The sequence below is a fragment of the Chelatococcus sp. HY11 genome (genome assembly GCF_018398335.1).
In the GTDB taxonomy this organism is placed as follows: Bacteria; Pseudomonadota; Alphaproteobacteria; order Rhizobiales; family Beijerinckiaceae; genus Chelatococcus.
In genome coordinates this window covers 1-13,099 of sequence record NZ_JAHBRX010000002.1, presented here as the reverse complement: position 1 = coordinate 13,099, position 13,099 = coordinate 1, and the positions used below count along the sequence as shown (strand labels likewise).

At 61.7% G+C, this 13,099-nt stretch carries 12 protein-coding genes; 6 read left to right on the top strand and 6 right to left on the bottom strand.

The window, feature by feature from the left end; translation table 11 throughout:
* Positions 1 to 91 precede the first annotated feature (91 nt).
* Positions 92 to 904, bottom strand: coding sequence for a class I SAM-dependent methyltransferase (locus KIO74_RS21155; protein WP_213336230.1), 813 nt, complete (start codon positions 902 to 904; stop codon positions 92 to 94).
* 163 nt (positions 905 to 1,067) lie between these two features.
* Positions 1,068 to 1,958 carry an isocitrate lyase/PEP mutase family protein gene (locus KIO74_RS21150; RefSeq protein WP_213336227.1) on the bottom strand — a complete coding sequence of 297 codons (891 nt, stop codon included), beginning with the start codon at positions 1,956 to 1,958 and terminating at the stop codon, positions 1,068 to 1,070.
* A gap of 207 nt (positions 1,959 to 2,165) precedes the next feature.
* Between KIO74_RS21150 and KIO74_RS21145 the strand changes: the two genes are divergently transcribed.
* On the top strand, positions 2,166 to 2,894 hold the full coding sequence (locus KIO74_RS21145; RefSeq protein ID WP_291978328.1) for a GntR family transcriptional regulator: 729 nt from the start codon (positions 2,166 to 2,168) through the stop codon (positions 2,892 to 2,894).
* 218 nt (positions 2,895 to 3,112) lie between these two features.
* Here KIO74_RS21145 and KIO74_RS21140 read toward each other — a convergent pair whose 3' ends face one another.
* Together KIO74_RS21140 and KIO74_RS21135 are read right to left on the bottom strand one after the other, a co-directional pair.
* On the bottom strand, positions 3,113 to 4,453 hold the full coding sequence (locus KIO74_RS21140; RefSeq protein WP_213336223.1) for an MFS transporter: 1,341 nt from the start codon (positions 4,451 to 4,453) through the stop codon (positions 3,113 to 3,115).
* Positions 4,454 to 4,598: 145 nt separating this feature from the next.
* Positions 4,599 to 5,876 carry an L-fuconate dehydratase gene (locus KIO74_RS21135; protein ID WP_213336221.1) on the bottom strand — a complete coding sequence of 426 codons (1,278 nt, stop codon included), beginning with the start codon at positions 5,874 to 5,876 and terminating at the stop codon, positions 4,599 to 4,601.
* 238 nt (positions 5,877 to 6,114) lie between these two features.
* Between KIO74_RS21135 and KIO74_RS21130 the strand changes: the two genes are divergently transcribed.
* Entirely contained in the window at positions 6,115 to 6,894 is a 780-nt protein-coding gene (locus KIO74_RS21130; RefSeq protein WP_249731421.1) for an IclR family transcriptional regulator, read from the top strand.
* A 93-nt stretch (positions 6,895 to 6,987) separates the two neighbouring features.
* Here the strand turns inward: KIO74_RS21130 and KIO74_RS21125 are convergent, their stop codons facing one another.
* Together KIO74_RS21125 and KIO74_RS21120 are read right to left on the bottom strand one after the other, a co-directional pair.
* Positions 6,988 to 7,380, bottom strand: a complete 393-nt coding sequence (locus KIO74_RS21125; RefSeq protein ID WP_213336219.1) for a RidA family protein — start codon at positions 7,378 to 7,380, stop codon at positions 6,988 to 6,990.
* Between the two features lie 107 nt (positions 7,381 to 7,487).
* A complete protein-coding gene (locus tag KIO74_RS21120; protein ID WP_249731523.1) occupies positions 7,488 to 8,276 on the bottom strand; it encodes an IclR family transcriptional regulator in 789 nt (262 codons plus the stop codon).
* Positions 8,277 to 8,741: 465 nt separating this feature from the next.
* On the opposite strand from KIO74_RS21120, the gene KIO74_RS21115 reads away from it, so the two are divergent.
* The 4 genes from KIO74_RS21115 to KIO74_RS21100 all read left to right on the top strand — a co-directional run.
* Complete coding sequence (locus KIO74_RS21115) at positions 8,742 to 10,628, top strand: ABC transporter permease (protein WP_213336216.1); 1,887 nt, start codon at positions 8,742 to 8,744, stop codon at positions 10,626 to 10,628.
* On the top strand, positions 10,628 to 11,401 hold the full coding sequence (locus KIO74_RS21110) for an ABC transporter ATP-binding protein (protein WP_213336214.1): 774 nt from the start codon (positions 10,628 to 10,630) through the stop codon (positions 11,399 to 11,401). Before KIO74_RS21115 ends, KIO74_RS21110 begins: the two co-directional genes overlap by 1 nt.
* 2 nt (positions 11,402 to 11,403) lie before the next feature.
* Complete coding sequence (locus KIO74_RS21105) at positions 11,404 to 12,108, top strand: ABC transporter ATP-binding protein (RefSeq protein ID WP_349629226.1); 705 nt, start codon at positions 11,404 to 11,406, stop codon at positions 12,106 to 12,108.
* A gap of 46 nt (positions 12,109 to 12,154) precedes the next feature.
* Positions 12,155 to 13,099, top strand: a 945-nt coding sequence (locus KIO74_RS21100; RefSeq protein ID WP_213336212.1) for a hydantoinase/oxoprolinase N-terminal domain-containing protein, incomplete at its 3' end; no start/stop codon positions are given.

Below are 13,099 nucleotides of genomic sequence, written 5' to 3'. Positions count from 1 at the left end.
GCGCATGACCTTCGATCTCGCGTCACCGCACGTCGCCCACAGCTGCGGAGGCTGGAGAAACATCACGACCAGGGATAGGATCCCGGAATATTCAGGAAATCGCCGTGATGACATGCGCCTGCATTTTGGCGGCGACTGCGCCACGGCCATGCTTGTCTGCGATCGCGGCTTCGACGTAATCGGTTGTATGGTCTAGCTTGCCTGGTTCTCGGGCCTCTATCTCGTTGCGAAGCAGAGTTCCCTGGCAGTAAGCCACGGCGGGAATACGCGACGAAGACGCACGGCTTTGTTCAGATCTCGTCTCGACAGTCACATGGGAAAAGCCTGCCCTCCCCAGCTCATCTCGGATCAAGTCCGTGTCGTGATAGCCATGGGGCGTTCGGGCCAGAAAGCGCGGCGGATCGTCAGGAAAAATCTTGGCGAGAGCATTCGTCACGTCGTCCGCAAAAACATTCTCCTCTATGCGATCCCATACGCTGAGCAAGAAGCATCCCCCGGGCTTCAACACGCGCCTTGCTTCACGGTAAGCAGACAGACGATCGGGAAAGAACATCGCGCCGAATTGACAACACACGAGATCGAAGGCGGCATCGTCAAATGGCAGAGCCAACGCATCCGCGCAGCGCCATTTGACGCGCGCGTCCGGCGCTTGCTGCGAGGCGGCATAGTCTAGCATCGGCTGGTTGAGATCGGTCACGACATAGCGCGCAGCCGATGGCAGTCTCGGAGCCAACGCCCGGGTGACGACGCCGCTACCCGCGGCGGTTTCCAGGACCGCGGATGGTGAGAGAGATGCCGCGCGTCGCGCCATGTCGGCCGCATAGGGCTCGAAAATCAACGGCACCATATACCGGTCATAATTTTCCGGAATCGAGCCCGCGAACACCCTGTCAGTTTCCAACATGGCTTATCACGCATCGTTGGTTCAACCGCCACGATGAGTTTATCATAAGATCGACGGCTTGCGGACAGTCATCCAACGTCAGATCGTGGACGCTGACCAGCGTGATTGAGTTCCGACCGCCTTGCGTTCAGATGCTCCAGAATGGTGGACAGCGCTTCAGCACTCAACCTGGAGCGCCGGGCTCGTCGACATAGCGCCTTTCAAGACCGTCCCAGTAAGATTTGCGCACCACGTTTTGCCGATCCTCGAACGTCGCCAACCGATGGAGCACCGTCTCTGCACCGCCCTCGGCGCGAATTCCCGACAGGACATCGCGAATGGCGACAATAGACGCCTGCAACGCCGCGTTGGCGTAGAGAACCAGGGAAAAACCGATTTCCCTCAACACAGTTTGGGAAAGAAGCGGTGTCTTGCCGCCGATCACCAGATTGATGACCTGCGGGGCTGCCAGGCGCTTGACGATCTCCCGCAGTTGGGCCTCGCTTGTCGGGGCCTCGACGAATGTAATATCGGCCCCTGCCTCGATATAGGCTGCGGCGCGGTCAAGCGCCGCGTCGAGACCTTCAATGGCACAGGCGTCCGTTCTCGCGATGATCAGAAGATCCTCTGTGGAGCGACTGTCAACTGCCGCCTTGACCTTCTCGCACATCTCGGCGCGCGAGATCACGGACTTGCCGGCGAAGTGTCCGCAGCGTTTGGGAAACTGTTGGTCCTCGATCTGCAACGCATTCGCACCGGCGCGCTCGAGCAGACGGACGGTCCTGATCATGTTCAAGGGATTGCCGAAGCCGGTATCGGCATCAACGATGAGCGGCAGATCACAGCAGTCGGAAATCGCCGCCACTGTATTGGCGACCTCCGTTACGGTGGTCAGACCGATATCGGGAACGCCATAACCCGTATTAGCGATGCCGGCGCCGGTGATATAGACCGTCTCGTATCCGAGATCCTCCGCGATCCTTGCCGTCAAGGCGTTGGCTGCGCCCGGAGCGAGCAACGCCCGGCGTTCCTCCACGGCTACGCGAAGTCTTTTCCCACGTTCAAGATGCGTCATGCGCTTGTCGCCAGTACCCGATCACCATTCCAGATCATTTTCTGGACCGCTGGTATTTTGTCAACAAAAATTGACCTGATTAGCCATGCCCTGAAAATTCTGATGATTCAGATATAATTCTGTCGACAATTATGCATCGCAAGGCTTGACCCTTGGCTTGTCGACATCTCGATGGCGTTCCCCTAAGTTCCCGGCATGGATGACACCGTGGACAGCACTTTTTCGGAAGGCGCGGCCGGCGACGAGCAAACATTGTCCGATCGTGCTTTCAGGCAAATCAGTGACGCCATCGTGCGGGGGGAGATTAAACCTGGCGCGAAACTGAGCGAGCCTGATTTGTCACGTCGGCTCGGCGTCAGCCGCGGGCCGCTTCGCGAGGCCATCAGGCGGCTGGAGGAGCGACGCCTCGTGACCCGCTCACCGCGCCTCGGCGCGCGCGTTGTCATCATTACCCAAGATATGATGAGCGAGACTTTCGCCATCCGCGAAGTTCTCGAGGGACTGGCGGCACGCGAGGCGGCTGGGCGGATCACCGACGCACAGGTGGATGAACTCTATGCGATGCTTGAGGCGCATGAAGCGCAGCTCAATCGGGGCTCGGGGGGCTATGTTCAGAATGGCGCCGACGAGGACTTCCATTTCGCGATCGTGCGCTACAGCCGGAGCGCGAGCCTTTTTCATCTCTTGTGCGATGAATATTATCAGTTGATCCGCCTCTACCGCTATCAGCATGCTGTCGTCAGCGGCCGGGCACAGCGCGCCTTTATCGAACACCAGCGTATCGCGGCCGCGATTGCTGATCGCGACGCGGATCTGGCTGAAATGCTGATGCGCCGGCATATCCAAGCCTCACGCGCCAACATGGAGAAGGCCCTTTTGGCCCGTGAGGAACAAGACGCAGCGAGCGCGTCGACACGGCGCCCTCGCAAGAGCTGAAGCGGAAAGTGTCTGCGTTAGGTGATGAGATCGTCAGGTGCGTCATCGCCTTGAAGCTAAGTCCCGCAGCGCATCGCGCCGCGCCACAAAACTGTGACACGGCGCGCGGATTTCAGATCGCCTCAAGTGCCCTTCAGCCTAGGCGCGGCCATTCCTCTCGCTGGCCCTTCCCATGCAAGTCGGTGGCCTTGCAGGCCCTTGAGAGGCCTTTTCGTTCCTTAACGACCAGCCTTGCTGGTCAAGAGCGGCAAAGGCTCAGCCCGGCCGACGATGAAGGCGTAGGAGAACGCCCCGAGAACCGCGAAGCCCGCCGCCACCGCGAAGGACGGCGTGTAGTCGCCATGGAACTTGTCGAGCAGGAAGCCGAACATGAACGGGCTGACGATGCCGGCGATATTCGACGCGAAGTTCTGGATTCCACCGATCGAGGCGACATGGTTCGAGCTTGGCGCCACATCGGCTGGCAAAGACCAGATGCCTGTCGCGGCGACGGCCAGGCTGCTGTAGGAAATGGCGAGGAAGAACAGCGCCATATAGACGGTTGATGCAAATGCGGCCGGCAGGATGGCCGCCCCACCGAGAAGCCCACCCACCATCACGACCTTGCGCACAACGGTGACGTTGGCACCACCGCGGATGAGCCTGTCGGCATAAGCCCCGGCAGCCCAGGCCGTCACGACCGCGGCGAGGCCGGGCAGCATACCGAGGGTGCCGAGCTGCGTCAGGTTGAGCCCCCGGGCGGTCTTGAGATAATCGGGGAACCAAGTCAGGAAGAAGTAGATAACGAAATTCAGGCAGAAGAAGCCCAACATCATCCCCCAAACCGTGCGATAGCGGAACAGCTGGGACCACGGGATCTTCGCGGCCTCACTGTTGTCGCTCGCCTCGCTACGGCTGCCGTTCTCAGCGATATACTGGCGCTCGAGATCATTGGCCGAGGTATGCTCGGTGGGATCGCGATAATACCAATACCAGACGCCCGCCCAGATGAGACCAACCACGCCCAACACGACGAACGAATAGTGCCAGGTGGTCAGGGCGATCAGGCTCGTCACGATCGGCAGCGACAGAACCGTGCCGACGCGCGAGCCGGAGTCGATCACCGCCGTCGAGAATGCGCGTTCACCCACCGGAAACCAGCGCGAAGCCGCCTTCGTGGCGCTGGGATAGGCCGGTGCCTCACCGGCGCCCAGCATGAAGCGGAAGGCGAAGAATCCCCAGAAGCTCTTGGCGAGCGGCGTCAAAGCGGTGAAGATAGACCACCAGATGGCCGCGAGCGTGAAGGCCCGGCGCGATCCGACCTTGTCCGTGAACCAGCCCGCGAACAGCATCATGCCGTCATAGGCCCAGAAGAACGCCCCGAGGATGAGGCCCTTTTCCGTATTGGTGAGATTGAGCTGGAGCTCGGCGTCGATATAGGGCAAGGCCACGCTCATGTTGGCCCTGTCGAGATAGTTGATGACGAGCCCAAAGAAACACAGCGTCAAGATGACATAGCGGATCTTTGTGGCGCCTGCCGGTGCTTTGGCGCTGCCCTTGGGGGGTGCGACATGCTTCATGGGAAGCTCCCTTGAGTATTTCCTACGGCCCTCGACAGCTCTGCTTGACCGGTCCATGCCGATCACGCGCGATGTCTTGCCGCGATGTCTTGCAACGGGGGAATTGATATGGCTCGAAGGTCAGAAATGTATCTGGCGGGAGCCGTCAGGCTCCAAAACGATAGTCCTTCAGGCTTGCAGGCTTCATCTCGATTGAAAACCCGGGTGCCGTCGGCGGCATATAGGCCGCATTGCGCACGACACACGGATCCTTGAAATGCTCATGCAGGTGATCGACATATTCAATCACCCGCCCCTCGCGGGTGCCGGAGACGCAGACGAAGTCGATCATCGACAGGTGCTGGACGTATTCACACAAGCCGACACCGCCCGCGTGCGGACAAACGGGCAGGCCATATTTGGCGGCCATGAGCAGAACGGCCAGGATCTCGTTGACCCCGCCGAGGCGGCACGAGTCGATCTGCACGACGTCGATCGCGCCGCGCATGATGAACTGCTTGAACATGATGCGATTCTGGCACATCTCGCCAGTCGCCACCTTGACCGGCTCGACACCCTCGCGAATTTTCCGGTGGCCCTCAATATCGTCGGGGCTCGTCGGCTCCTCGATGAACCAGGGCTCGGCAAAAGCCAGCTGGCGGACATGTTCGATAGCCTCGCCAACCTCCCAGACCTGGTTGGCATCGATCATCAGCTGCCGGTCCGGCCCGATGACCTCCCGCGCGATGCGCAGGCGGCGCTTGTCATCTTCAATGTCCCGCCCGACCTTCAGCTTCACATGGTTGAAGCCCTTGTCGACGGCCTCCTGGCACAACCGTCGCAGCTTCTCGTCGTCATAACCCAGCCAACCCGCCGAGGTGGTGTAGCAAGGGTAGCCTTCACGCTCCAGAATAGCGATCCGTTCCGCCTTGCCAGCTTCCTTCTCGCGAAGCATGGCCAGGGCTTCGTCGGGTGTGATGCAATCGGCGAGGTAGCGAAAGTCGATCGCCCGGACGAATTCTTCCGGGGTCATATCGCTGACAAGGCGCCAAACGGGCTTACCCGCCATCTTGGCGAGCAGGTCCCATACGGCGTTGACCACAGCGCCCGTTGCGAGATGGATGGCACCCTTATCCGGGCCGATCCAGCGCAGCTGGCTGTCGGAGGTGATGTGACGCCAGAAAGCGCCGAGATCCGCGCGCACCTCCTCAAGCGACAACCCAACGACGAGATGCTCCATGGCCTTGATGGCCGCGCAGCAAATCTCGTTGCCCCGGCCGATCGTGAAGGTCAGTCCGTGTCCCTGGAGATCAGGCTGGTCCGTCTTCAGAATAACGTAAGCCGCCGAATAGTCCGGATCGGGGTTCATGGCATCCGACCCGTCGAGATGCTGGGAGGTCGGAAAGCGAAGATCAATCACCTCGATGTCGACGATCCTGGTCATGTCGAGTTCTCCGATGCGGCGCCGGGCGCGCCGATCACCCACGCAAAACAAGGCTCCCGACCATCATCGCTCGCAGCCGGACAGACAGCGGTGCGATGAAAAACGCGCTTCTCGCCCAGGTGCACAGTACCGCCTCCCTAGCAATCACGCATCGTCGTCGTTGACGGATCAAATATGAACATTATATTCATATGTCAATAAAAGACCGCGCCGCGCGGCGCACAGGGGGGATCGTGGATTGACAAGCGCTACTGACGATTTGACCAAGTCGATGAGCCGTGAGGAGCTCTATCGCGCGCCCGCGCTCGACAAGGGCCTCGATATTCTGGAATTGCTGGCATCGCGCTCCGACGCGTTGACCCGGGCGGAAATCGTCAAGGAGCTAGGCCGCGGCGCGAGTGAAATCTACCGGATGCTCGAGCGGCTGGTGGCGCGTGGATATGTGTACCGATCGGCGGAGGGGGATCGGTTTGCGTTGAGCATGAAACTCTTCGTGCTTGGCCAGCACCATCCGCCACTGCGACGCCTTACGTCCCGTGCCGCCCCCATGATGGATGCTTTCGCCCTTGAGGCCGGCCAGTCATGCCATCTCGTGGTGCGCGAGCGCGATGCCGCCGTCGTCGTGGCGAACGCGGCAGCGTCGGGTGACTGGGTTTTCACCGTCCGCGTCGGCACCCCGATCGATCTGCTGGCGACCAGTTCCGGGCAGCTTTTCCTTGCCTATCAGGATGACCAGTCCCGATCCGAGCTTGTTGCGCACTGGAGGGGTACTGACAAGGAAAAGACCCTGCGTCAGCTCGAACCGCTGCTGACCGACTATCACAAGGCGGGCCATCGCATCGACAAGAGCCGGCAGATCTTCGGCGTGAGCGACATCAGCGTGCCCATCCTCTCAGCGGAGGGGCACGCGATTGCGATACTGACCTGTCCCTATATCCAGCGGGTGGGAGAGCAGCCTGTCGATATGCAGCGCACACTCGCACTGCTGCAGCACGTCGCCCGCGAGCTCGGGGTGTAGAGAACAGGCGGGGGCCGGGAATTCCCGGTCGCATTCTCCAGGTACATTCACGCCGCGCTCGTCGCGGAGATCATCGGGACGATAGTGTCCGTCTCAGGCGGCGCCCTGGTCCGCGGCGCAGAGCATGATCATCTCGACCTTGAGATCGGGGCTCGCCAATCTTGCCTCGAAACAGGCGCGGGCCGGTGGCGTGACGTCGGAGACCCACGCGTCCCATACGGCGTTCACCGCATCCTTGTCATTCATGTCGGCGACAATGATGGCAACGAACAAGAGCTTGTCCTTGCCGCTGCCGATCTCAGCCAGTCGGCTGTCGGCCTTCGCGAACAGCTGGCGGGCCTGATCCGCCGCGGGCAGGGTTCCGTCATAAGGCGCCTGGGGCGTTACCGCGAAATATCCAACGCCATTGTGGGTGACGGCAATGCTCGCCCGCGCGCCGACCCCGAAATGCTGGATAAGGCTGGATATATCGCTTTTCGCCGTCATCGTCTTCCTCTTCCAGCAGACCGACGCCTGATGCCCTGCCTGCCGGCATTCTCGTAGCAAAGGCGTCGCGCGGCCTCAAGCCTCGTGGGCGAGGCGGGCAGCCCTCGTCAGCGCGCGCGATTTCCGTAGCCGAGCTTCCCGGATAACTCCCGCGCGCCCTCGACGACGATTTCCGCCAGCCGCAGTTGCTGCTCCCCATCAAAACGGTACTTGGGAATAGCGATGTTGAGAACCGTCGCGACCTTGCCGTTGAAATCATAGGCCGCAGACGCGACGCCGCAGGATTCGAGTTCGTTCTCTTCGACATTGAGCGCGTAACCGGTTTGCCGGATCCGGGCGATCTCGGCCGCCATCTTGTCGGGATCCACAATGGTGAACTCCGTGAACCTCTCGAGAGGCGCCGCCAGGATGGGCCGCACCTCACTGTCGGGCAGAAACGACAGGAAGATCTTTCCGACAGCGGTGGAGTGGGCAGGCACCGCCTTGCCACGCCATGTATAGTGCACCACGGTTCGCGTCCCAAGGACCTGCTCCACCATGACGGCCTCCTTCCCATTCCAAAGGGCAAGGCTCACCGTTTCGCCCGTCGTATTGGCGATACGTTCCAGCACAGGTCGGCCAATGGCGATGACATCCATGGCGCCGAGCATCGGCCCGGCGAGCGCCACGACCCCCAGCCCAAGGCTGATCCGCCCATGGGTGGCGTCGCGCTGAATGAAATGATGATTCTCGAGGGTCCTGAGAAGGCGGGAGACCGTGCTCTTGTGCAGGCCGATCCGCCGGGCCAATTCGTTGACGCCCAGCGGCTCTGCGCTCGTGGCGAGCGTTTTCAACACGGCCAGGGCGTGATCAACCGCCGCGATGCTCTGGAACCCGCCCTGCGTCTCCGCGCTCATTCGATCCAAGCTGCCCTCCATTGATGCCTCTCTTTTTTGCCTGGCAGCGCCAAAGTTACGTTGACATTCATTTTAGCTGTAGTTTAGATTTATTGAAGACGCAACACTGTTGCGACAGTCGCAACACCTCAAGATAGACTGCAGTATCCGATGATCTGCTAGTAAATGAGCGTTGGACGGGGACGAGTTTCTTTTGTTGTTCGGCCGGACCCAAAAAATCCGGTGCGTTTGCCGTATCCAGAAGCCAAGAATAGAAGCTTCGGCCGCTTCTGATTCGGCATTTTATCGTTAAATTACGAGTATATCGTCGGCCCCTTACAGCGGCATGTCTTTCGTTACATTAATTACGCGCCCGATGCGAAGCTCAAGATGATCGCATCGACGCGACTGCTTCCGGCTTGCCATATCCGGCACCCAGACTACACCGTGTGACAACCAGCCAGTCGACGAGAGAGATAGCACTCGATGGATCTCTTATTGCAGGTAATCACCAACGGATTGACGGTAGGAGGGACCTATGCGCTGGGCGCGATTGGCGTATCCCTTGTATTCGGCGTTCTGAATATTATCAATTTCGGCCAGGGCGCTTCTTACACGGTCGCGGCTTACATCGCGATGGTCCTCATGGTGAGCGCCGGCGCCCCCGTTGTGCTTGCGTTTGCGGGCGGCATCGTCGCGGCTTTCGTTGTCGGCTGGATCGTCGAGCGCATCGCCGTGCGCCCCCTCAGGGACCAGCCGTTGCTGATGTCGCTGATCACCACCATGGGCCTCGGGCTCATCATCGAGAACCTCGCCCATTTCATTTTTGGTCCACAGACGCAGCCGCTGTCTCCGACCCTCACCGCGGACGTCTTCCAGCTCGGCACGATCACGGTCAGCACATGGGAAGTGGTGACGCTCGCTGTCGTCGTCGGGGCGATCGCCTGCCTTCACTACGTCCTGCACCATACGGATTTCGGCACGGCGGTCCGGGCCGTCGCAGAGGACAGGCGCGCCGCGCAACTCCTCGGCATCGATGTCGATCGCCTGATCGTGGTGTCCTTCTGCATCGCATCGGCCATGGGCGGCGCGGCAGGTGTTCTCGGCGCGGCGCTCTACAATTCGATTTATCCCACCATGGGCTCGCTCAGCATGACGAAGGCCTTCGCGGCCTCCGTGCTCGGCGGGATGGAACAGATCGCGGGTGCCATCGTCGGCGGCCTGCTGCTCGGGATCGCGGAATCCGTCACGAGCGTCTATCTCTCCTCAGCCTGGCGTGACGCCATCGCCTTCGGGCTTCTCGTCGCGGTCCTGGTCGTCAAGCCGACGGGATTGCTCGGCCGGCGTGGGCTCGACAAGGTCGAGCGGACGAACCTCAGCATTTTTCCGCTTCCCCCCGTACCGAAGCTCGATCTGCGGCAACCCTTTCTGGTGCTGCCCATCGTGGTCGCGGCCGCCTTGCCGCTGGTCATCACGGACGCCTACTACCTGCGCGTTCTCACCATCATGGCGATGTCCGGAACGATCGCGCTCAGCCTCAATCTCATCGCCGGCTTCGCCGGACTGGTCTCCCTCGGGCATGCGGCGTTTTATGGCTTCGGCGCCTATGCCACCGCCATCCTGAGCACGCGCTACGGTGTGCCGACGTGGATCAGCATGGGCCTTGCCATTGCGGCCACCGGACTGTTCGGCGCGGTGTTCGCCTGGCCGATGATGCGCCTGCGCGGCCACTACGTCGCGATGGGAACGTTCGGATTGTCCGGCGTCGTCTGGATGGTCATGCTGAACTGGATCGATCTCACACGCGGGCCGATGGGTATTCGCGCCATTCCCGCCCCAAGCTTCTTTGGAAGCGAGTTGCGTGGCGTCGGCTTTTACTACCTTATACTGGCCATCCTGGTCATCTCGACCTTTGTCGTCCTGGCGCTGCTCAATTCACCGTTCGGCCGCGCGCTGCGCGCCATGCGCGACGATGAATTGGGAATGGCGAGCGTGGGTGTCGATCCGCGCGTCGTGAAGGCGAAAGTGTTCATTGTTTCGGCGGCAATCGCAGGCGCTGCCGGCGCATTCTGGGCGCATTACATCAGCTTCATCAGCCCGGACAGCTTCACCCCCGTTGTCTCCATCTCGTACCTCGCCATGGTGGTGCTGGGAGGCCTTGGCAGCGTGCCCGGCGCCATCTTCGGAGGGGCCGTTCTCGCTGCGCTTCCCGAACTCCTTCGCTTTGCCTCCGAGTACAGGCTCGCGATCTACGGACTGATCATGGTCCTCATCATTCTGTTCAGGCCGCAGGGCCTGCTCGGCCGGCGTCATGACGCGCCGACGCGCAAGGCACCTGTGGCGCGCGGCGCGGTCGTGAAGGAGGTCGGTTGATGGAAAACGCCCTCCTTGCGGTCACCGATCTGAGCCGCCGCTTTGGCGGGCTTACCGCGGTCGATGGCTTGAGCTTTCACGTCAATGATGGGGAGATCGTCAGCATCATCGGCCCCAATGGCGCCGGCAAGACCACCGCGTTCAATCTGATCACCTGCATCTATCCGCCATCGGGAGGCGCGATTTCTTTCGACGGGACGAGCCTTGTGGGGCTGCCCCTGCATCGCATCGCCGCGGCCGGCATAGGCCGCACGTTCCAGAACCTGCGGGTGTTCGCCAACCTCACCGCGCGCGAGAATGTCCTCGTGGGCATGACCCGGCAGGCGCGTGCCTCCTTCCTCGAAATCCTGTGCCACGGCGGGCGCGTGCGCGCGGAGGAGAAGCAGCTGGCGGCGGAGGCCGACCGCCTCATCGCATTGCTCGAACTTGGGCCCGTGGCGGACCAGCTGGTGCGCAACCTCCCCTACGGGGATCAGCGGCGGGTCGAGATCGCCCGCGCGCTCGCGACCAACCCCAGGATCCTTCTGCTGGACGAGCCCGCCGCCGGCATGACGCCGCCGGAAATCGAGGACCTGAACGCGTTGATCCGCCGCCTGCGGGACGAGCTCGGAAAGACGGTGCTCATGGTCGAGCATCATATGAGCCTGGTGATGGAGATCTCGGACCGCATCATCGTCATGGACCAGGGACGCAAGATCGCGGAAGGCACGCCGGACGAGGTGCGCAGTAATCCGCTCGTCATCAGCGCCTATCTCGGATCGGGAGTGGTCTAGCGATGTTGCTTGAAACGCGCGATCTTCACGTCTCCTACGGGCCCATCGTCGCCGTGCGCGGTGTGTCTCTCGCCATTCCCCAGGGCCATATCGTCTCGATCGTCGGCGCCAATGGGGCGGGCAAGAGCACGATCGTGCGCGCCATCTCCGGCGAGCTCGCGCCAGCGCGCGGAGAGGTGGTCTATCGTGGGACGTCCCTCACCGGTATGCCGGCCTTCCAAGTGGCGCGGCAGGGCATCGTGCAATGTCCCGAGGGGCGGCGCGTCTTTGCCGGCCTCTCGGTCATGGAAAACCTGCGTCTCGGCGCCTATGGGCGGGGACAGCTCACGCAGGCCGCCGAGACCCTGGAGCGCATCTTCACCATCTTTCCCCGGCTCAAGGAACGGCGGACGCAGACGGCCGGTACCCTGTCCGGCGGCGAACAGCAGATGCTGGCCATCGGCCGGGCCATGATGGCCGCGCCGGACATCCTCCTTCTCGACGAACCGTCCCTCGGGCTGGCGCCCATCCTCGTTCAAACGATGTTCGAAGCGATCCGCGCCATCAATGCGGGCGGCACCTCGGTGCTGCTCATCGAACAGAACGCCTTCATGGCTCTCAATGTTGCCCATTACGCCTATGTGCTCAGGACCGGGACGGTCGTGGCCGAGGGCCCGGGCATCGACCTTCTCAAGGATGAAGACACCATCCGTGCGTACCTCGGCTGACATTCCGATCCGAACGTCCGCATAAAAACTGGAAATGACACGACAGATGGACACCACCCTTTCGATAGCGATCGACGTCGGCGGAACCTTCACCGATGTCGTGGGCATGACGGACGGCGGCGAGATGACCCTGATCAAGGTCCCCAGCACGCCTGCCAACCCCTCCCTCGGTGTTGTCGACGGCATGACGCGCCTGCTCGGTGGAACAGCTCTCACCCCCGCCAATGTCACGCGTTTCATCCACGGCACCACCGTCGCCACCAATGCGGTCGTGGAACAGAAAGGCGCGGTGACCGGACTTCTCACCACCGAGGGCTTCGAGGATGTGCTGGTCATCGGGCGTCAGAAGCGCTCCGAGCTCTATAACCTCTTCATCGATGCCGAGACGCCGGGCTTTCTCGCGCCACGGCGGCGGCGCATCGGCATTCGCGAACGCATCGCGGCCGATGGCTCGGTCCTCAAGCCGCTCGATGAGCAGGGCGTGCGCGCCGCCGTGCGCGAGCTGGTTGAAAGCCAGGGCGCCGAAGTCATATCGGTCTGTTACCTGTTCTCTTTCCTTCATCCCGCCCATGAATTGCGGACGAGGGCGATCATCAACGAGATGTATCCGCATCTGCCGGTTTCACTGTCCTCGGCCATCGACCCCACCTTTCGCGAATACGAGCGAACACTGGTGACGACTTTCGACGCCTATGTCCGCCCGAAGGTCGCCAATTACATCGATGCCCTGGAAGGCAAGCTCACGGAGACGGGCGTACCGGCGAGGCTCGAGATCATGCAGTCGCGCGGCGGCATCGCGGCCGCGCGCACCGCCGTCGAGCGACCGGTCAGCCTGCTGCGCTCGGGGCCGGCGGCTGGCGTCGTCGCCGCGCAGATGGTGGGGGAGCTGTGCGGTGAGAAGAACCTGATCTCCAACGACATCGGCGGCACGACAGCCGACATCGGCCTCGTCGTCGACGGCAAGCCGCTGACCTCGGCGGAAGGCAAGGTG